This is a genomic window from Mesorhizobium sp. M1217 (genome assembly GCF_040318275.1).
GTDB lineage: Bacteria > Pseudomonadota > Alphaproteobacteria > Rhizobiales > Rhizobiaceae > Mesorhizobium.
The window spans coordinates 65635-85301 of the sequence record NZ_JAMYMA010000003.1 but is presented as its reverse complement, the minus strand read 5'-3'; the positions used below and the strand labels follow the sequence as shown (position 1 = coordinate 85301).

13 protein-coding genes, 1 tRNA gene and 1 pseudogene are annotated in these 19667 nt (G+C 62.4%); 7 read left to right on the top strand and 8 right to left on the bottom strand.

Annotated elements, in window-relative coordinates; translation table 11 throughout:
* Positions 1–60 precede the first annotated feature (60 nt).
* Positions 61–966 carry a UTP--glucose-1-phosphate uridylyltransferase GalU gene (gene galU, locus NKH37_RS05610; RefSeq protein ID WP_023719094.1) on the bottom strand — a complete coding sequence of 302 codons (906 nt, stop codon included), beginning with the start codon at positions 964–966 and terminating at the stop codon, positions 61–63.
* 207 nt (positions 967–1173) lie between these two features.
* Here galU and NKH37_RS05605 point away from each other — a divergent pair, with 207 nt between their 5' ends.
* The gene (locus tag NKH37_RS05605) at positions 1174–2400 is read left to right on the top strand and encodes a lytic murein transglycosylase (protein WP_353040845.1); all 1227 of its coding nucleotides are present in this window, start codon (positions 1174–1176) and stop codon (positions 2398–2400) included.
* 26 nt (positions 2401–2426) lie between these two features.
* A complete protein-coding gene (locus NKH37_RS05600; protein ID WP_352590572.1) occupies positions 2427–3677 on the top strand; it encodes an SGNH/GDSL hydrolase family protein in 1251 nt (416 codons plus the stop codon).
* 36 nt (positions 3678–3713) lie between these two features.
* Here the strand turns inward: NKH37_RS05600 and NKH37_RS05595 are convergent, their stop codons facing one another.
* The gene (locus tag NKH37_RS05595) at positions 3714–5168 is read right to left on the bottom strand and encodes a glutamate synthase subunit beta (protein ID WP_352465855.1); all 1455 of its coding nucleotides are present in this window, start codon (positions 5166–5168) and stop codon (positions 3714–3716) included.
* A 143-nt stretch (positions 5169–5311) separates the two neighbouring features.
* Complete coding sequence (gene gltB, locus NKH37_RS05590) at positions 5312–10042, bottom strand: glutamate synthase large subunit (protein ID WP_353040843.1); 4731 nt, start codon at positions 10040–10042, stop codon at positions 5312–5314.
* Between the two features lie 475 nt (positions 10043–10517).
* Here gltB and NKH37_RS05585 point away from each other — a divergent pair.
* A pseudogene (locus NKH37_RS05585) lies at positions 10518–11569 on the top strand (threonine aldolase family protein).
* Positions 11570–11662: 93 nt separating this feature from the next.
* Here NKH37_RS05585 and NKH37_RS05580 read toward each other — a convergent pair.
* Positions 11663–12127, bottom strand: a complete 465-nt coding sequence (locus tag NKH37_RS05580) for an Hsp20 family protein (RefSeq protein WP_023675381.1) — start codon at positions 12125–12127, stop codon at positions 11663–11665.
* A gap of 476 nt (positions 12128–12603) precedes the next feature.
* Between NKH37_RS05580 and NKH37_RS05575 the strand changes: the two genes are divergently transcribed.
* Together NKH37_RS05575 and NKH37_RS05570 are read left to right on the top strand one after the other, a co-directional pair.
* Positions 12604–13578, top strand: a complete 975-nt coding sequence (locus NKH37_RS05575) for an alpha/beta fold hydrolase (protein WP_352494701.1) — start codon at positions 12604–12606, stop codon at positions 13576–13578.
* A gap of 144 nt (positions 13579–13722) precedes the next feature.
* On the top strand, positions 13723–14181 hold the full coding sequence (locus NKH37_RS05570; RefSeq protein ID WP_353004723.1) for a styrene oxide isomerase: 459 nt from the start codon (positions 13723–13725) through the stop codon (positions 14179–14181).
* A 151-nt stretch (positions 14182–14332) separates the two neighbouring features.
* Here the strand turns inward: NKH37_RS05570 and hisN are convergent, their stop codons facing one another.
* Both hisN and NKH37_RS05560 read right to left on the bottom strand, forming a co-directional pair.
* On the bottom strand, positions 14333–15106 hold the full coding sequence (gene hisN, locus NKH37_RS05565) for a histidinol-phosphatase (protein WP_353004721.1): 774 nt from the start codon (positions 15104–15106) through the stop codon (positions 14333–14335).
* Positions 15107–15453: 347 nt separating this feature from the next.
* Positions 15454–16395 (bottom strand): N-formylglutamate amidohydrolase, encoded by a 942-nt coding sequence (locus NKH37_RS05560; RefSeq protein ID WP_352665531.1) that lies wholly within the window; start codon positions 16393–16395, stop codon positions 15454–15456.
* A 153-nt stretch (positions 16396–16548) separates the two neighbouring features.
* On the opposite strand from NKH37_RS05560, the gene cpdR reads away from it, so the two are divergent.
* Both cpdR and NKH37_RS05550 read left to right on the top strand, forming a co-directional pair.
* A complete protein-coding gene (gene cpdR, locus NKH37_RS05555; protein WP_006199474.1) occupies positions 16549–16911 on the top strand; it encodes a cell cycle two-component system response regulator CpdR in 363 nt (120 codons plus the stop codon).
* 104 nt (positions 16912–17015) lie between these two features.
* A tRNA-Val gene (locus NKH37_RS05550) sits at positions 17016–17090 on the top strand.
* A gap of 90 nt (positions 17091–17180) precedes the next feature.
* On the opposite strand, the gene fcl is transcribed toward NKH37_RS05550, so the two are convergent.
* Entirely contained in the window at positions 17181–18143 is a 963-nt protein-coding gene (gene fcl, locus NKH37_RS05545) for a GDP-L-fucose synthase (protein ID WP_023719065.1), read from the bottom strand.
* 163 nt (positions 18144–18306) lie between these two features.
* Entirely contained in the window at positions 18307–19461 is a 1155-nt protein-coding gene (locus tag NKH37_RS05540) for a dihydrodipicolinate synthase family protein (protein ID WP_353004718.1), read from the bottom strand.
* Between the last annotated feature and the right edge of the window lie 206 nt (positions 19462–19667).

Here is a 19667-nt window from a genome sequence, read left to right as displayed (position 1 = left end):
TCGCATAAGGCTGGTCGAATGCGGCGCACTTTAGCCAGTCAGCGCGAACCGGTGTTGAAGCTAGAAGGCTACGCCGCGGCGTTCTGACGGCGCGAGTTCGTCGAGAAGCGTGCGAATGACACCGGCCATGCTTGCATTCATGTCGCTGCGCCACAGTGCGAAGGCAACGTTGGCCTCGACGAAGCCTTCGGGCGAGCCGCAGTCGAACGTCCGCCCGCGGTAGTGGTAGCCGTAGAAGGGCTGTTGCTTCTGCAGCTTCAGCATTGCATCGGTGAGCTGGATCTCGTTGCCGGCGCCTTTTTCCTGGCCTTCGAGTATCTTGAATATCTCCGGCTGCAGGATATAGCGCCCGTTGATGAAGAGGTTCGACGGCGCGGTGCCGGTCTTCGGCTTTTCCACCATGCCGGTGATGCTGAAACCGTGATGGGCGTCCTCGCCGCGGCCGACAATGCCGTATTTGTGCGCCTCGGCGGGATCGCATTCCTGCACGGCGACGATGTTGTTGCCGGTCTCGGCGTAAAGCTCGACCATGTCCTTCATGCAGCTTTTTTCCGACTGCATGATCATGTCGGGCAACAGCAGCGCAAAGGGCTCGTCGCCGACAAGCTCGCGCGCGCACCAGACGGCGTGGCCAAGGCCGAGCGGCACCTGCTGGCGGGTGAAGCTGGTCTGCCCCGGCGCCGGCTGCAGCCGCTGCAGGCGGGCGAGCTGATCATCCTTGCCACGCTGCGCAAGCGTGTCGTAGAGCTCGAACTGGACATCGAAGTGATCCTCGATGACCGCCTTGTTGCGGCCGGTCACGAAGATGAAATGCTCGATCCCGGCTTCGCGCGCCTCATCGACCACATACTGGATGACCGGCCTGTCGACGACCGTCAGCATTTCCTTGGGAATGGCCTTGGTGGCGGGGAGAAAGCGCGTGCCGAGACCGGCAACCGGGAATACTGCCTTGCGAACTCTCTTCATGTGCCAATTATCCATTTGCATGCCGGTTCGGCAATCCCGATTCGAGACATTTTCATGCCGAAATCGAGCATTACTGAACGACGGGACAGAAATCTCAGCTGGTAAAGCGTCGACGCATCTTTTCATCCCGGACGGCACCTATGGTAAACCAAATGCTAACCGGGTTCGGCGATGAATAGTCTTCCTGAGATAAAGAAGGAGGAAAAGATGTCCGTTCGCAACGTCGCAAGGCGCTTCACCAGCGTCCTGACGGCCGCCAGCCTCTCGCTTGCCTTGCTCATGCCCAGCGGGCCGGCTTTTGCCGATGCCGGCTTCCGCCAATGGGTCGCCAGCTTCCGTGCTACCGCCGTGGCGAGCGGCGTTTCCGGCTCCGTCTACGACCACGCATTCAAGGGCATCAGCGATGCTGATCCGATGGTGCTGGAAAAGGCCCGTACTCAACCCGAATTCACCGCACCCGCCTGGGATTATTTCGACAACCGCGTCCATGACCAGTCGGTCGCCGTCGGCCAGCAGATGGCAAGGAAATGGAAGCCGTGGCTGGACAGGATCGAGGCAAGATACGGCGTCGACCGCTACATCCTGCTGGCCATCTGGTCGATGGAGTCGAACTACGGCGAAACCCTCAAGCGCGATGACATCATGCGCAATGTCGTGCGCTCGCTGGCGACGCTTGGTTATGCCGACCCGAAGCGCGCGAAATTTGCCCGCACCCAGCTGATCGCGGCGCTGAAGATCCTGCAGACCGGCGACATCGACGAAAGCCATCTCAGCGGCTCTTGGGCCGGCGCGATGGGTCATACCCAGTTCATCCCCACCAGCTACCTGTCCTATGCGGTCGATATGGACGGCAACGGCAAGCGCGACATCTGGAATTCGATTCCCGACGCACTGGCGACAGCCGCCAATTTGCTGAGGAAGAACGGCTGGCAGGCAGGCAAGACCTGGGGTTATGAGGTCAGCCTTCCGGACGGCAAGAAGCTGCCCGGGGGCTCGAAGTCGCTGTCGCAATGGCAGGCGCTTGGCGTCACCCGTGCCAACGGCAAGCCATTCAAGAACGGTGGGGACAAGGCGACGTTGAAGCTGCCCGGTGGCCGGGGCGGGCCGGCTTTCCTGATGATCAAGAATTTCTCGGTCATCAAGCGCTACAACAATGCCGACAAATATGCGCTCGCCGTGGGCCTTCTTGCCGACGAAATCGCCGGCTATGGCGGGCTTGTGCAGGACTGGAAGCGACCGTTTACCAAGCTCTCCTTCGAGGAAAGGCAGGAGCTTCAGAAGCGACTTTCCGAGCACGGCTATTACGACGGCAAGTTCGATGGCAAGATCGGTGACGGATCGAAAACCGCCATCATGGCCTTCCAGGCAAAGGCCGGCTTGACCCAGGACGGGTATCCGAGCAAGGAAGTGCTCAAATGGCTCAGGCAAAACTAGAGCCGGTTACGGGATGGAGAGGGTGATTGGTTTCGGCTGCGCGCATCCGGTTGATCGTTCGTCGCGTGCCGATCCTCGTTCTGGCGATCGTCGTTCTGGCAGTCGGCGCGGCCAGCGCCTTTCATACCTCGGCCATGGCGCAGGAGCCGGAAAGTCGTGGCTGGTCGCTGCGCGACCTGTTGTTTCCGCGCAGAAGCGAGCGGTTTGAGCAGCCGCCGCCCGAATTCCCGAGAGAATTCCAGAGAACAAAGCCCAGACCCAAGCTGAGGAAGCCCCGGTCCGTTCGCCGGCCGGCGCCGGCCGAGCCGACAACCCCGGTGGCCGAGAAGGCGCCCGATGCGCGCGTCGTTCTGGTGGTCGGCGATTTCATGGCGTCTGGACTGGCTGAGGGGCTCGACGCCGCCTTTGCCGAAAACACCGGCGTCAGGATTGTCGTCCGCGCCAACGGCTCGTCCAGCTTCGTGCGCGACGATGTCTACAACTGGCCCGAACAGGTCAAGTCGCTGATCGCTGCCGAAAAACCGGCAGCCGTCGTCGTCATGCTCGGATCGAACGACCGTCAGCAGATGCGCGTCGGCGATGTGCGTGAGCAGCCGCGATCCGAAAACTGGACCAAGGAGTACGAGCGCCGGACCGAAGCGCTCGGCAAAGCCATCGCTTCAGCCAAGGTGCCGTATCTATGGGTTGGCATGCCGGCCTTCCGGGTCTCGAAAATGACCTCCGACATGCTGGCCTTCAACGACATCTACCGCTCGTCCGCCGAAAGCCACGGCGGCGAATTCGTCGATGTCTGGGACGGGTTCGTCGACGAGAACGGCGCCTTTATCACCAGCGGACCGGACATAAACGGCCAATCGGTGCGCCTGCGCTCCGACGACGGCATCAACATGTCGAAGGCCGGCAAGCGCAAGCTCGCCTTCTACACCGAAAAGCCGCTGATGAAGATCCTTGGGCTGGCCGCTCCGGGAAGCGTGGTCACAGCTTCTGCCCCGGCCGGCGCTCCCGTCGAGGCGCCGGCACCTGCTGCCGCACCGATAGCCGCCGATCGCACTGTGCCGATGCTGCTCAGCGATCCGGCGCTGGACGGCGGCTCGGAACTTCTCGGCGCCGCCCCGCCGGCAAAGGCGGACAAGAATTTGCCCGGCGAAAAGCTGATCGTCGAGGGCAAGGCGACCGACGCCTCGCCCGGCCGCGCCGACGATTTCTCGTGGCCGCCCAAGATACAACCTGCGACTGCGGCTGCTGCATCCGACACGACGACGGCGATCCGGCAGTAAAACCGGCGACTCTTTCTGTAGAGTTTCGGAACGGACTCAGCGCGGCAGCACGCTCGATCCCATCAGAGCCTCATCGATGGCGCGCGCCGCCTGGCGGCCCTCGCGGATTGCCCAGACGACCAGCGACTGGCCGCGCCGCACGTCGCCAGCCGCATAGAGCCTTTCGACGCTGGTTCTGTAATCGCGGTCATTGGCCTCGACGTTCTTCGAACGGCGGCTGTCGGTGACGATCGTCATCTGCCCGTCGAGTTCCGACACCGGCCCTCGAGCGGCCGGCCCGGCAAAGCCGATGGCGATGAACGCGAGATCGGCGCGGATGACGAATTCGGTGCCGGCGATCGGCTTGCGCTTTTCGTCGACCTCGCAGCATTTGACCCCGGTCAGCTGGCCGTCTTCGCCGATGAATTCAAGCGTCGCCACCTGGAATTCGCGCTCGGCGCCTTCGGCCTGCGAGGATGAGGTGCGCATCTTGGTCGCCCAGTAGGGCCAGACCGACAGCTTGTCTTCCTTTTCCGGCGGCTGCGGCCGGATGTCGAGCTGGGTGACGCGCACCGCGCCCTGGCGGAAGGCGGTACCGACGCAGTCGGAGGCAGTGTCGCCGCCGCCGACGACGACGACATGCTGGCCGCCGGCGACGATCGGGCGCGACGGCCATGCCACCGACTGGATCGGCTCGCCGCCGATGCGCTTGTTCTGCTGCACCAGATAGGGCATCGCGTCGTGCACGCCGTCGAGATCGTCGCCCGGGATGTTGGCCGGGCGCGGCGTTTCGGAACCGCCGCAATAGAGCACTGCGTCGTATTCGGCGAGCAGTTCGGCGACCGGCTTGTCGACGCCGACATTGACGCCGCAATGGAAGCTGACACCCTCGCCCTGCATCTGCTCGATGCGCCGGTCGATATAATGCTTCTCGATCTTGAAGTCGGGGATGCCGTAGCGCATCAGCCCGCCCGGCCGGCTCTCGCGCTCATAGACGTGAACGTCATGGCCGGCGCGGCCGAGTTGCTGGGCGGCCGCCATGCCGGCCGGCCCCGAGCCGATGATCGCGACGCGCTTGCCGGTCTTCCGTTCCGGCGGATAGGGCCGGATATGGCCGGTTTCATAGGCCTTGTCGGCAATCGCCTGCTCGATCGTCTTGATGGCGACCGGAATGTCCTCGAGGTTCAGCGTGCAGGCTTCCTCGCAAGGTGCCGGACAGATGCGGCCGGTGAATTCCGGAAAATTGTTGGTCGAATGCAGGTTGCGGATCGCGTTGTCCCAGTCGCCATTGTAGACGAGGTCGTTCCAGTCCGGGATCTGGTTGTGGATCGGGCAGCCGGTCGGTCCATGGCAATACGGAATGCCGCAATCCATGCAGCGCGCCGCCTGTTTCTCGACCTCCTTATCCGACATCGGCAGCGTGAACTCGCGGAAATGCCGGATGCGGTCGGAAGCCGGCTGGTACTTGTGCACCTGCCGATCGATCTCGAGAAACCCTGTTACCTTGCCCATAGTCCAGTCCCTGCTGTCCGGAAGGCACGCCTGGCGACGCACCCGTTAACCTCATAAGGCAGCCGTGGCAACCTTCAGTCCGAGGTCAGGATTGTTGATGAAGATGGTTGCCGGGACGCATGGCTTCCCGGCAATTTCCAAATCTATTCCGCCGCCACGTTCATGCGCATACGTTCCATCTCGATCAGCGCGCGGCGGTATTCGACCGGCATGATCTTCCGGAATTTCGGCCGGAAAATCGCCCAATCGTCGAGGATCTCGCGACCTCGTACCGAGCCCGTGTAATGGACGTGGTTGGAGATCAGCTGGTAGAGCCGCTCCTCGTCATGGCTGGTCATATCGCCGGATACGTCGACACGGCCCTTGTGGTCGAGATCGCCGCCATGGTGGAGCAGCTTTTCCATCAGGTCGTCCTCTTCCGGAACCGGCTCCAGCTCGACCATCGCCATGTTGCAGCGTTCGGCGAAATCGCCCGCCTCGTCGAGCACATAGGCGACGCCGCCCGACATGCCGGCGGCGAAGTTGCGACCGGTCTGGCCGATGACGACGACGATACCGCCGGTCATGTATTCGCAACCATGGTCGCCGACGCCTTCAACGACGGCGGCGACGCCCGAATTGCGCACGGCAAAACGCTCGCCGGCGACGCCGCAGAAATAGGCCTCGCCCTCGGTCGCGCCGTAGAGCACGGTATTGCCGACAATAATGGACTCGGCAGCAACGATCTTCGTATTCTCCGGCGGACGGATGACGATGCGGCCGCCCGACAGGCCCTTGCCGACATAGTCGTTGGCCGCGCCTACCAGTTCGAACGAGACGCCGCGCGCCAGGAAGGCGGCGAAGGACTGGCCGGCCGTGCCGGTGAGCTTGACCGAGATCGTGTCCTCCCGCAGGCCCTTGTGCTTGAAGCGCTTTGCCACTTCACCCGACAGCATGGCGCCGGTCGAACGGTCGACGTTGCGGATCGGCAGTTCGATGCTGACTGGCTGCCTGGCTTCGAGCGCCGGCTTTGCCAGTTCGATCAGCTTGCGGTCGAGCACGTCGTCGATCGGATGCTTCTGCCGCTCGGTCCAGTGCACCGCCTCGTGCGGCGCATCCGGCTTGTAGAACATCTTGCTGAAGTCGAGCCCGCGCGCCTTCCAGTGCTGGATCAGCTCGCGCTTTTCCAGAAGGTCGGTGTCGCCGATGATCTGGTCGAGATGGGTGTAGCCCATCTCGGCGAGCAGCGCCCGCACCTCTTCCGCCACATAGAAGAAGAAGTTGATGACGTGCTCGGGCGTGCCCTTGAAGCGCTTGCGCAGTACCGGGTCCTGCGTCGCGACGCCGACCGGGCAGGTGTTGAGATGGCACTTGCGCATCATGATGCAGCCGGCCGCGATCAACGGCGCGGTCGAGAAACCGAACTCGTCGGCGCCGAGCAGCGCGCCGATGACAACGTCCCGCCCGGTGCGCAGGCCGCCATCGACCTGCAGCGCGACGCGCGACCTGAGGCCGTTGAGCACCAGCGTCTGGTGCGTCTCGGCAAGGCCCATTTCCCACGGACTGCCGGCGTGCTTGAGCGAGGTCAGCGGTGAAGCGCCAGTGCCGCCGTCATAGCCTGATATGGTGATGTGATCGGCACGCGCCTTGGCGACGCCGGCCGCAACCGTGCCGACACCGACTTCCGAGACCAGCTTGACCGATACGTCCGCCGCCGGATTGACGTTCTTTAGGTCGTAGATGAGCTGCGCCAGATCCTCGATCGAATAGATATCGTGATGCGGCGGCGGCGAGATCAGGCCGACGCCCGGCGTCGAATGCCTGACTTTGGCGATGGTCGCGTCGACCTTGTGGCCCGGCAACTGGCCGCCCTCGCCGGGCTTTGCCCCTTGCGCGACCTTGATCTGCATCATGTCGGAATTGACAAGATACTCCGCCGTGACGCCAAAGCGTCCCGAGGCGACCTGCTTGATCGCCGAGCGTTCGGGGTTCTTGCCGCCGCCCGGCAGTGGCAGATAGCGGTCGGCCTCTTCGCCGCCCTCGCCGGTGTTCGACTTGCCGCCGATGGCGTTCATGGCGCGCGCCAGCGTCGTGTGCGCTTCCCTGGAGATCGAGCCGAAGGACATCGCCCCGGTCGAGAACCGCTTGACGATGTCGGCCGCCGGCATGACCTCGTCGAGCGAAACCTTCTTGCGCCCAGTTTCTTCCGCGAGCCTGATCTTGAACAGGCCGCGAATGGTCTGGGCACGGGCCGTCTCGCTGTCGATCTGGGCGGAATAGTCCTTGAACGTTTCCCACGAGCCCTGGCGCACGGCGTGCTGCAAGGTGGCCACCGCATCCGGCGACCAGATGTGTGCTTCACCGCGCATGCGGAACACGTATTCGCCGCCCACCTCGAGGCTGTTGCGCAGCACCGGGTCGTTGCCGAAACCATCGGTATGGCGGCTGAGCGTCTCGGCCGCGATCTCGTCCAGTCCGACGCCCTCGATCAGTGTCGCGGTGCCGGTGAAGTATTTTTGCACGAAATCGGTCTTCAGCCCGATGGCGTCGAAGATCTGCGCGCCGCAATAGGACTGGTAGGTCGAGATGCCCATCTTGGACATCACCTTGAGGATGCCCTTGCCGATCGACTTGATGTAGCGGGAGACCACTTCGTAGGCGTCCACCTCTTTCGGCAGTTCGCCACGCTTGTGCATATCGAGCAGCGTGTCGAAGGCAAGATAAGGGTTGATCGCCTCGGCGCCATAGCCGGCAAGGCAGCAGAAATGATGCACTTCGCGCGGCTCGCCGGATTCCACGACCAGCCCGACCGAAGTGCGCAATCCCTTGCGGATCAGGTGGTGGTGCACCGCGGCTGTCGCCAGAAGCGCCGGGATGGCGATCCGGTCCGGCCCGACCTGGCGGTCGGACAGGATGATGATGTTGTAGCCGCCGGCGACCGCCGCCTCCGCCCGCTCACACAAGCGGTCGATGGCACCCTGCATGCCCGCTGCGCCCTCGTTCGAGCCATAGGTAATGTCGATCGTCTTGGTGTCGAACCGGTCCTCGGTGTGGCCGATGGAGCGGATCTTTTCGAGATCGCCATTGGTCAGGATCGGCTGGCGCACCTCGAGCCGCTTGCGGCGCGAATTGCCAACCAGGTCGAAGATGTTGGGCCGCGGCCCGATGAAGGACACCAGGCTCATCACCAACTCCTCGCGGATTGGGTCGATCGGCGGGTTGGTGACCTGAGCAAAGTTCTGCTTGAAATAGGTGTAGAGCAGCTTCGACTTGTCCGACATCGCCGAGATCGGCGTGTCGGTGCCCATCGATCCCACGGCTTCCTGGCCGGTGGTCGCCATCGGCGACATCAACAGCTTGGTGTCTTCCTGGCTGTAGCCGAACGCCTGCTGGCGATCGAGCAGGCTGACATCCCTGCGCAATTCGCGCGGCTCGACCGGCTTCAGGTCTTCGAGGATGAGCTGCGTGTTGGCGAGCCAGCTCTTGTACGGATGCCTGGTCGCAATCTCCGACTTGAGCTCCTCGTCAGAGACGATGCGGCCCTTCTCGAGGTCGATCAGAAGCATACGGCCGGGCTGCAGCCGCCACTTCTTGACAATCCTCTCCTCCGGCACCGGCAGCACGCCGGCTTCCGAGGCCATGATGACGCGGTCATCGTCGGTGACGATGTAGCGTGCCGGGCGCAGACCGTTGCGGTCGAGCGTGGCGCCGATCTGGCGGCCATCGGTAAAGACCACCGCCGCCGGTCCGTCCCACGGCTCCATCAGCGCGGCATGGTATTCATAGAAAGCCTTGCGGTCGGCATCCATGAGCTTGTTGCCGGCCCAGGCTTCCGGGATCAGCATCATCATGGCGTGGCTGAGGCTGTACCCGCCCTGGAACAGGAACTCGAGCGCATTGTCGAAGCAGGCGGTGTCTGACTGGCCGTCGTAGGAGATTGGCCAAAGCTTCGAGATGTTGTTGCCGAACAGTTCGGAATCGACGGACGCCTGTCGCGCCGCCATCCAGTTGTTGTTGCCGCGCACGGTGTTGATCTCGCCATTGTGTGCGACCATGCGGTAGGGATGCGCCAGCTTCCACGACGGGAACGTGTTGGTCGAGAAGCGCTGGTGGACCAGGATCAGCGCGGTTTCGAAGCGCGGATCGGTGAGGTCCTTGTAATAGGCGCCGACCTGGTAGGCCAGGAACATGCCCTTGTAGACGATGGTGCGCGCCGACAGCGACACGCAGTAGGAACCGATGTCCTTGTTGTCGTTCTCGGCGTAGATGCGGCCCGATATCACCTTGCGCAACAGATAGAGCCTGGCCTCGTACTCCTCGTCGTCAAGAATGTCGGCTGTACGGCCGATGAATATCTGACGATGGAACGGCTCGGACGCCACGATATCAGGCGCCGTCGACAAGGACGAATTGTCGACGGGCACATCACGGAAACCGATGAGCGGAAGCCCCTCGGACTGCGCCGATTCGGCAATGATGTCCTCGATGTGAGCACGAAGTGCTGCATCCTGCGGCATGAACCAGTGTCCGACACCGTACTGACCGGCCGGCGGCAGTTCGATGCCCTGGGCTGCCATCTCTTCGCGGAAGAAACGGTCTGGAAGCTGCACCAGCACGCCGGCGCCATCGCCGGCCAGCGGATCGGCGCCGACGGCCCCGCGATGCGTCAGGTTTTCGAGCACGGCAAGACCGTCCTCGACGATCTGATGCGACTTCACGCCCTTCATGTTGACGATGAAGCCGACGCCGCAGGCATCATGCTCGTTGCGCGGATCGTAGAGGCCGTGCGCGGCATAGCCGGTGCTGGTTCGCCCAATATTGGTCAGGGACGGATTTTTGACGACTGCCGCTTTCGTCTGCGCGGCCTTCGTCGCAGATGGCGTCATGTCCGTCATCGTCCTGTCCTCCGTTCCGTCCCTTTCGGGCGCTGGTTTCCGTCGGGAAGCGCGTGGCTCCCCTTTCAATCTTGCGGCACGTCTGGCGAAATTCTTGCCGACCGTGCGGCTTTCCGCATGGTTCGCATATGATATTCGTACAGGCCAGAGCCAGGCTGTCTAGCTGTCGCTCGCGGCAATGGCCGTAGAGGCGCAATCATATGCCAATGCGGCCAGTTTTGTGCGACAAAATAAGACAGCACTACTGTCCTAAATTTTTATGACAGAAATCTTAAGCGCATACAAGACCGATTCACAAAATTATTGGAGCGTTGGCGACAGAAAATTGCGCGGAACGCGGCGACAGCGTAACCTTCAGTCGCTGCATCTACGGTCTGGCTTTCGCTGGCTTTAGCGGATTTTCGGCATCTGCCACTTGCGGCCGGCATGCGAAAGCGGCCAAGCTCGCACCAATTTTCCCAGCATAGGCAGACGCATGATTTTCGCTTCCGACAATTGGGCAGGCGCCCATCCCCGTATCGCTGCCGGCCTGTCGGCCCATACCGACGGCTTCTCCACCGCCTATGGCGACGGCGTCCTCGACAAGGCCGTTTACCAGCGCTTCAGTGAAATCTTCGAATGCGAGGTCGCGGTGTTTTTCGTGGCCACCGGCACCGCTGCCAATTCGCTGTCGCTGACTACCTACAACAAGCCAGGCGGCATTTCCTTCTGCCATCGCGAATCGCATGTCATCGAGGACGAATGCGGTGCACCGGAATATTTCACCGGCGGTTCGCGGCTTTATACAATCGACGGCGCACTCGGCAAGATCGATGCCGGCGATCTGGAACGGGCAGTGGACCGTTTCGCACCCGAAAACGTCCATTCCGGGCGGCCGATGGCCGTTTCGATCACCCAATCGACCGAGGTCGGCACCGTGTACACGCTGAACGAAATCGCCAGGATTTCGGCGATTGCAAAGCAGCACGGATTGCCGCTGCACATGGACGGGGCCCGCTTTGCCAATGCGCTCGTCGCGCTGGGAACGACGCCGGCGGAAATGACCTGGAAGCACGGCGTCGACATCCTTTCCTTCGGCGGCACCAAGAATGGCTGCTGGTGCGCCGAGGCGATCGTGCTGTTCGACCTCGAGCGAGCCAAGGAATTGGCGTTTTTGCGCAAGCGCGCCGCCCAACTGTTCTCGAAATCGCGCTTCATCGCCGCGCAATTCGATGCTTATTCAGGGGTGGGCTATGGCTCGACACGGCACGGCACGCCAATGCGATGGCGGCACGCCTAGCCGCGGCGATCGAAGATTCCCCTTCAGCCCGGCTGGCCTGGCTACCGCAGGCGAACGAGGTCTTCGCGGTCATGAAAAAGGCCGAGGCCGAAAGAGTGCAAGCAGCAGGCGCCGTGTTCCACGACTGGCATAGGCCGCTCGGCTACGACAACCATGTCGGCGAGGACGAAGCTCTCTATCGCTTCGTCACCAGCTTCGCGACCACGGCCGACGAGGTCGACCGTTTCGGCTACCTGCTCGCCGGATAGCAAGTCTTACCACCAGCAAAAAGGGGCGGCGCATTTGCTGCACCGCCACTTTTTCCCGGGGAGTTGGCGTCCCGGGGAGTTTAGCTGCCCGATTTAGGCGGCGGTCTTGGCCTCGATCTGCTTGGCCTTGGCCGGAGCCGAGGTGATCGCGATCTTGCGCGGCTTCAGCTCTTCGGGGATGTTGCGCTTGAGGTCGACAAAAAGCAGGCCGTTCTTCAGCGCGGCGCCGACAACCTCGACGTGATCGGCAAGCTGGAAGCGGCGCTCGAAGGCTCGGCTGGCGATACCGCGATAGAGCAGTTCGGAGCCTTCGCCATTGCCTTCCTCCTTGCGCTCACCCTTGACGGTCAGCACATTGCGGTGAGCTTCGATCGAAATCTCATCTTCCGAGAAGCCGGCCACAGCCATCGAGATGCGATAGGCGTCCTCGCCGGTGCGCTCGATGTTGTAAGGCGGATAGGTTTGGCCTTCCGGCTGCGCAAGCGAATCGAGCATGGTGAACAGCCGGTCAAAACCGACGGTCGAACGGTAGAGCGGGGAAAAATCAACGTGACGCATGGTGTGTTCTCCTGTTGAGCAACAAGGTTTGCGTATGGCCAGTGCGAAACCCGTGACGGCGTTCCGGATGGGCCAGCGGCCCCGACATTGGCGGCCGCATAACAAATTTGGGAAGCGGGCGACGGCATTTCAAGATTTGCCCGCGTCCGAACCGCATCGGCCCCTGATCACGTCCCGATGCCGATGAACGGCGGATGAACCGTGGCTTCGGCGAGCGTTCAGCCAGACGGCATTAAAACTGTTCTCGAGATCAGAAACAGGTCGCCTGAGAAGGCGACACGACGAGGCCGAACCGGGTGTAACGTCCCTTCCTCCCGGGTCGACAGAGGCCGGAAGCACGCCCTAGGTTGCTTCCGGCCTTACTTGTTCGCTGCCTGGGTCAACGTCCCCGGCGTCCCGAATTCCTTTGCTTTTGGCGCATGGGCGTTTATGCCTGACTTGCGCCCACGCCGTCACCGACGCCAAGCAAACACCGTATGACCGATCTGTTCCCCCAGCCCTCCCTGTTCTACGAAACTCCAGGCAATCCGCTGCCGGAAAACGCGGCCGGCGGCTTCTTCACCACGCGCGACGGCAAGAAGATCCGCTATGGGCTGTTTGCCGCGGTTGCCCGCCCGATGAAGGGCACCGTCGTCGTCCTGACCGGCCGCAACGAGTGCATCGAGAAGTATTTCGAGACCATTCGCAACCTTGCCGACCGGGGTTTTGGCGTGGCGACCCTCGACTGGCGCGGCCAAGGCGCTTCCGACCGGATGATCGGCGATCGCCAGCGCGGCTACGTCCGAAGCTTTTTCGACTATACCGGCGATCTCGAGCAGTTCTTCGAAGAGATCGTGCTGCCCGATTGCCGGGGACCCTACTACATACTGGCCCATTCGGCCGGGGCGGTGATTGCGCTGCTCGCCGCACCCTCAATGGCGAACCGCGTACGTCGCATGGTGCTGATCGCACCATTCTTCACCGTGCCTGACCTTCCGGTTTCGGTAAAAACCGTTCGCGGCATCTGTTCGCTGTTCTGCCTTCTCGGCCTTGGCCGGCTCTATGCCGCATGGGGGCCGCGGCCGAAGGAATCGGTGCCCTTCGCCATAAACAAGCTGACCAGCGACCCGGAACGCTATCGGCGCAACACGCTGATCTACGAAACCTATCCGCAGCTGGCGCTCGGCGGACCGACGATCTGCTGGCTGAAGGCGGCCACGGAGGCGTCCTTGATCGTCAGCGACCCGGATTTCATGGCCAAGATCCAGGTGCCCTTGCTGATGATCGCCGCCGGCGCCGACCAGGTCGTCTCGACCAGGGCAGTCGAAGCCTATGCAAGACGTCTGCGCGTCGGCTCGCTAGTGATGATCGACGGCGCTCGCCACGAGATCCTGCAGGAGGCCGACCTTTATCGCGAGCAACTGCTTGCGGCATTCGATGCTTTCATCCCAGGAACCGGCGACGCTGTTTAACCGCTTCGCCAGCGCCCGGCAACAAAGCCTGCGCGGGTTGCTTGCCCGGCGCAGCTTGCCCCTTATTCCCGTTCAGGCATCGAGCGCTAGGTAGCGGCCAAAGAGATTGGAGGCAATTCGGCAGAGACCGGGAGAAAAACGACCATGAACGCATCGAACACGCTGTCACGTCAGGGGCATCGGCTACTGCAGATTGGCGTCGCGCTGCTGCTGTCTTCGTCATTCGAAGGGTTTGCAATACCGTACCTCGCCGCACCGCGGCTTGGACTGTCCGCGCACACGCTCAGCGCCCTGGAGGGCGTTCTCTTGCTGGCGCTAGGCCTCACATGGTCTAGGCTCAATCTCGGCGCGGCGATGTCGCGGATTGCGTTCTGGCTCCTGATCTATTCGGCTTTGGCGATCCTGGCCGCCTACGTGATCGCCAGCGCCTGGGGGGCCGGCAACGAGACAATGCCGTTGGCGGCCGGAGCCTTCCACGGAAGTGCCTTTCAGGAAACCGTCATCAAAGGCGTGGCGTATTCGTCTGCGCCGACCGGCCTCATCTCTTTCGTGCTCATTTTGTGGGGCCTGCGTCTCTCGGACGCTTGGCCTGCCGATAGCTAATGCATGTCCCGCAAAAGTGCGCAGCGGTTTTGCGATAACGACATCCAAACGAGCGCGTCTCCCATGAGTCGATTCAAACCCGACGCGCTTTAGAACCGTACCACGGTTTCCGTCGGATTTGCGCAAAACAAACGCTTGGGTATACGGATCCTCAGCCGCGCAGCGCCGCCATCGCTGCTGCGTGCAGCTCCGGCGTCGCCGCCGCCAGGATGTCGCCGCCCTTTTCCGCCGGTCCGCCCTCGAAAGTGGTGACGACGCCGCCTGCCTTCTCGATGATCGGGATAAGCGCAACGATGTCGTAGGGCTTCAATCCCGGATCGGCAACGATATCGACGCTGCCCGCCGCCACCATGGCGAAGGCATAGCAGTCGGTGCCGTAGCGGGCGAGTTGGACCTGTTGCTCGAACAAGTCGTAGCGCAGGCGCGCGTCTCCCTTGAACAGCGCCGGCGTGGTGGTGAACAGCGTCGCGTCGGCGAGATTTGTGGTCTTGCGCGTCGTGAGTTTTCGCGGGCCACCAGGACCTTCATAATGCGAGCCGGAAGCGTTGGCGTAGAACAGCTCGCCGGTGAAGGGCTGCGACATCATGCCGGCGACGGCATCGCCGTCGACCGTCAGCCCGACCAGCGTGCCCCATACCGGCAGGCCGGAAATGAAGGCGCGCGTGCCGTCGATCGGATCGATCACCCAGACATGCCGGCTGGAGATGTTTTCGCTGCCATGCTCCTCGCCGAGGATGCCGTGATCGGGGTATTGCGCTGATATCAGCGCCCGGATGGCGCGCTCGGCCTCGCGGTCGGCCTCGGTGACCGGGTCGAAGCTGCCGTGCTCCTTGTTGGCGACCGCGCCCTGATTGCGGAAGCGCGGCAAGGTCTCGGCTGCGGCGGCACGCGCAATGCGCCGCATGAAATCGATGCTGATGTCCAACTGATTCTCCCGCTCCAGCATGTTTGAGATGCTCGTTTGCCTACGGTATTGTGCCGAAACAAGGGCTTTCGTGCCGAAACAAGGGCATTCGGAGCCTTTCGCACGACGCCAACTGTTGCTCGAATGCAACGCAGTCATCGTGGAAATACAATTTCCACTTCACAGTGAATTAAAAAAGCCGGAACGCGCCTTGACATTTGTGCAGCGCACAATACGTTTGTTCTCGGACAGGGGTTCCTGTCCATGCCCTCCTTGGGCGTTTCCTCCCTAGACTTCGACCGTGTCGTGCAAACGATGCGGTCTTTTTTTACGCTGCCGCATGAGCGGCGAGTACCGCGATTCCGGCGCTATTCGGCGGCTAGCGGCAGATCCATGAAATTGTGATCGGGCATCGCCATCAGTTCGGCCGAAAACCGCGCCAGATCGCCGGCCAGGGCGTCGAAACCAGCTGATCTCTGAAACGTCCGCTCATTCATGTAGAGCCCGCGATTGACCTCGATCTGCAGCGCATGCAGATGGCGCACCGGGCGGCCATAGTGCTCCGTGATGAAGCCTCCGGCATAGGGCTTGTTGTGGGCGACGCTGTAGCCCATGCCGGTGAGCAGGCCGATCGCCGTCTCGGTCAACGCCGCCGCGGCGGAGATGCCGAACCGGTCGCCGACGATGAAATCCGGCCGCAATCCGCTGTCGCCAACTCTTATGCTTGCCGGCATCGAGTGGCAGTCTATCAGCACGGCATAACCGAAGCGCGCATGGGTTCTGGTCAAAAGCCGTTTCAGCGTCTCGTGATAGGGCTTGTAGACCGCTTCGATGCGGGCAACGGCTTCCGCCAGTGGCAAGCGGCCGGAATAGATGTCGAGCCCCTCTCCCACCAGCTTGGGCACGGTGCCGAGCCCGCCGGCCACCCGCGCCGAGCGGATGTTGCAGAAGGATGGCACCGGTTCGGCGAACATGCGCGGGTCGAGTTCCCACGGCTCCCGGTTGACGTCGAGATAGGCGCGCGGGAAGTTTGCCGCCAGCATCGGCGCCCCGAGCGCGACGGCACCGCCGAATAATTCCTCGACATAGCAGTCCTCGGAGCGGCGGATGGCGTTGCGGTCCAGCTTGGCCATCGCCATGAACCGGTCCGGATAGTAGCGGCCGCTATGCGGCGAGTTGAAGAGGAAGGGAACGCGCTGTTCGGCGCCCGATCGGATTTCGAAGGGTGGAACGACCGAAAAATCCTCGGCTGCCGTTTTCAATTTGAACGAACCCGGAAATACCAATGCATCATGATAGGAAAGTGCCACCTCGCCGCCCGCATGTCCAGCCGCCGAAGCGCAAGCCAAAACAGGATTGTGCGCCCAACGTTCACTTGATGTTTACCGTCGCCTCCTCATATACAGCATGGTTAACGGGCTTGCCGAACGGCATTGTCGGTTGGGTGATTCGGACGGGACAAGATGGCACGCATTCTGCTGGCGGAAGACGACGACGACATGCGCCGGTTCCTCGTCAAGGCGCTGGAGCGCGCCGGTTATCAGGTCAGCGATTTCGACAATGGCGCCAGCGCCTATGAGCGGCTGCGCGAGGAACCCTTTTCGTTGCTTCTGACCGACATCGTCATGCCGGAGATGGATGGCATCGAGCTCGCCCGCCGCGCCACCGAGATCGATCCCGACCTCAAGGTGATGTTCATCACCGGCTTTGCCGCCGTTGCGCTGAACCCCGATTCCAAGGCGCCGAAAGACGCCAAGGTACTATCGAAGCCGTTCCATCTGCGCGACCTCGTCAACGAAGTCGAAAAGATGCTGCAGGCCGCCTGACGCGCTTTTGTCGCGTCTTTAACCGACGCGACAAGCCGGTCATTCTTTCCCTTTTCCCGCTATTGACGCGCTGAACCAAAAATGGTGTATGCGCGGCTTCGGATGGGCGTGTAGCTCAGCGGGAGAGCACTGCATTGACATTGCAGGGGTCACAGGTTCAATCCCTGTCACGCCCACCATCCAGATAATCCGTCAATTGGCCGTCAGTATTCTCATCGGCGGGCGTTTCCGGCTCATCAGTCCTGATGCCGAGCTCGCCAATACCGGCCTCAGGCCGCGCCGAGGCGGAGATCGCCGGTCTCGACGTGCTGGAGAAACCACGCATAGGTCTGTTCCAATCCGCTGCGCAGCGAGTAGCGCGGGCGCCAGCCGGTGGCGAACAGGCGCGATACGTCCATCAGCTTGCGCGGCGTGCCGTCCGGCTTTGTCGGATCGAATGTGATCGTGGCATCGGCGCCGGCGACCGACACGATGGTGCGGGCAAGGTCGGCAATGGTGATGTCTTCCCCAGAGCCGACATTGATGTGGCTGTCGCCGGCATAATTCTTCAACAGCCAGACCAGGGCGTCGGCGGCGTCGTCGACATGCAGGAATTCGCGCATCGGCGTGCCCGATCCCCACACCTCCAGGCTCTTGCGGCCGGCGCGCCTGGCCTCGTGCGCCTTGCGCATCAGAGCGGGCACGACATGGCTGGAATTGAGGTCGAAATTGTCGCCCGGGCCGTAGAGATTGGTCGGCATCGCCGAGATGTAGTCGACACCGTATTGGCGCCGGTAGGCCTGGCACAGTTTCAGTCCGGCGATCTTGGCGATCGCATACCATTCGTTGGTGGGTTCGAGCGGGCCGCTCAGCAAGGCGTCCTCGGAGATCGGCTGCGCCGCGAATTTGGGATAGATGCAGGATGAACCGAGAAACAGCAGCTTCTGCACCTCGTTACGGAAGGCGCTGTCGATGACATTGTTCTGCATGACGAGGTTGTCCTGCAGAAAATCGACCGGAAGCCTGTCGTTGGCCAGGATACCGCCGACCTTGGCCGCTGCCATCACCACTGCATCCGGCTTGCGGTCGGCCATCCAGCGCCGCACCCCGGCCTGGTCGAGAAGATCGAGCTCGGCGCGCGAGGCGGTCAGGACCTCGCAATCCTCGTCGGCCAATCTGCGCAGGATGGCCGAGCCGACCATGCCGCGATGCCCGGCGACAAAAACGCGCTTGCCCTGAAGGTCGAAGGTCATCAACTCACCCCAATGCAGAACGGCAGCTTTGCCAGTGGCCGGCGGAGCACCGGATCGGCTTCTCTGTTGCCGGACGCATACCGCATACAGATTTATCCAGACAAGCCAAATCGCAAAACCACCCAAACCAGGCGTTTGGATCAGACGCTGTAACGTCTAGCGATCAGACACCCGCTACTGCGCAGAGGCTTGTCATTCTGGCGATGGCGAGTTCCGGCTCGGCCAGCAACCCCGCCTGATCGGCAAGGCGAAAGACATCGGCATAGTGACGGATGCCGCGCGCCGATTGCATGCCGCCGATCATCGAAAAGTGCTCCTGATGGCCGTTAAGCCATGCCATGAAAACGATGCCGGCCTTGTAATATTCGGTCGGCGCCTCGAAGATCTTGCGCGACAGCGGCACTGTCGGGACCATCAGCGCGTCATAGCCGGCGCGGTCGCCGTCGGCCAGCTTTGCCAGCGCCGCATTGGCGACGGGCGCGATGGCATCGAAAATGCCGAGCAGCGCGTGCGAATGCCTGTCGCCGTCGCCGGCGATCAGCTCGGGGTAGTTGAAGTCGTCGCCAGTGAACATCACCACGCCCTCGGGCAGCCGGTCCCTGAGCGCGATCTCCTTGCCGGCATCGAGCAGCGATATCTTTATGCCTTCGACCTTGCCGGCATGGCGTTCGATGATCGCGACCACCGTGTCGAGCGCGGTTTCGAAATCCTTACTGCCCCAATAGCCTTTCAGCGCCGGATCGAACATGTCGCCCAGCCAGTGCAGGATGACCTTGCCGGACGCCTGGGACAGGATTCGGTCGTAGACGCCGATATAGTCGTCGGGGCCTTTGGCGATCGCCGCCAGCGCGCGGCTGGCCATCATGATCGCTTTGCCGCCAAGCCCTTCGATGAAGTCGAACTGCTCTTCATAGGCCGCGATGACATCGGCGAGCGTGCTCGCGGCGCCCGGCGCCAGATGGTCGGTGCCGGCGCCCGACGCGAGATCGGCGCCGTCGACGCTGCGCGCCTCGGCGATCGAGCGGCGGATTAATTCCCTGGCATTTGCCCAGTCGAAACCCATGCCGCGCTGCGAGGTGTCCATCGCTTCGGCGACGCGGAAGCCGAGCCGCCAAAGGTGACGGCGAAACGCCATCGTCTTGTCCCAGTCGACTGCCGGCCGGGACCACGGATCGGTCATCGCCACAGGATCGGCGACCACATGGGCGGCGGCATAGGCGATGCGCGAGAACCGCGCGCCGGCCGCAGGCTGCACCGGCTGGCCGACAAGCCGGTAGCGGATGCGGCCGCCGCCTTCCCCTGGCAAGGTGATGTCCATGGCTCTCTCCCTTCCCAGCGCCTATTAAATGGAACGTTCCAATAAATCAAGATGCTTTGCCGCTCCGCCGTGCGCCGGTCGAATTGCGGCAGCGCAACAGCAGAAAGCCATACACTCCTTCGCAATTGGGCGCCATGAGCCGCATTTTCACGGATTCGCAAAAACGCGATTGACTCAAATCCATAGGAGGGATTAGATCGTTCCAA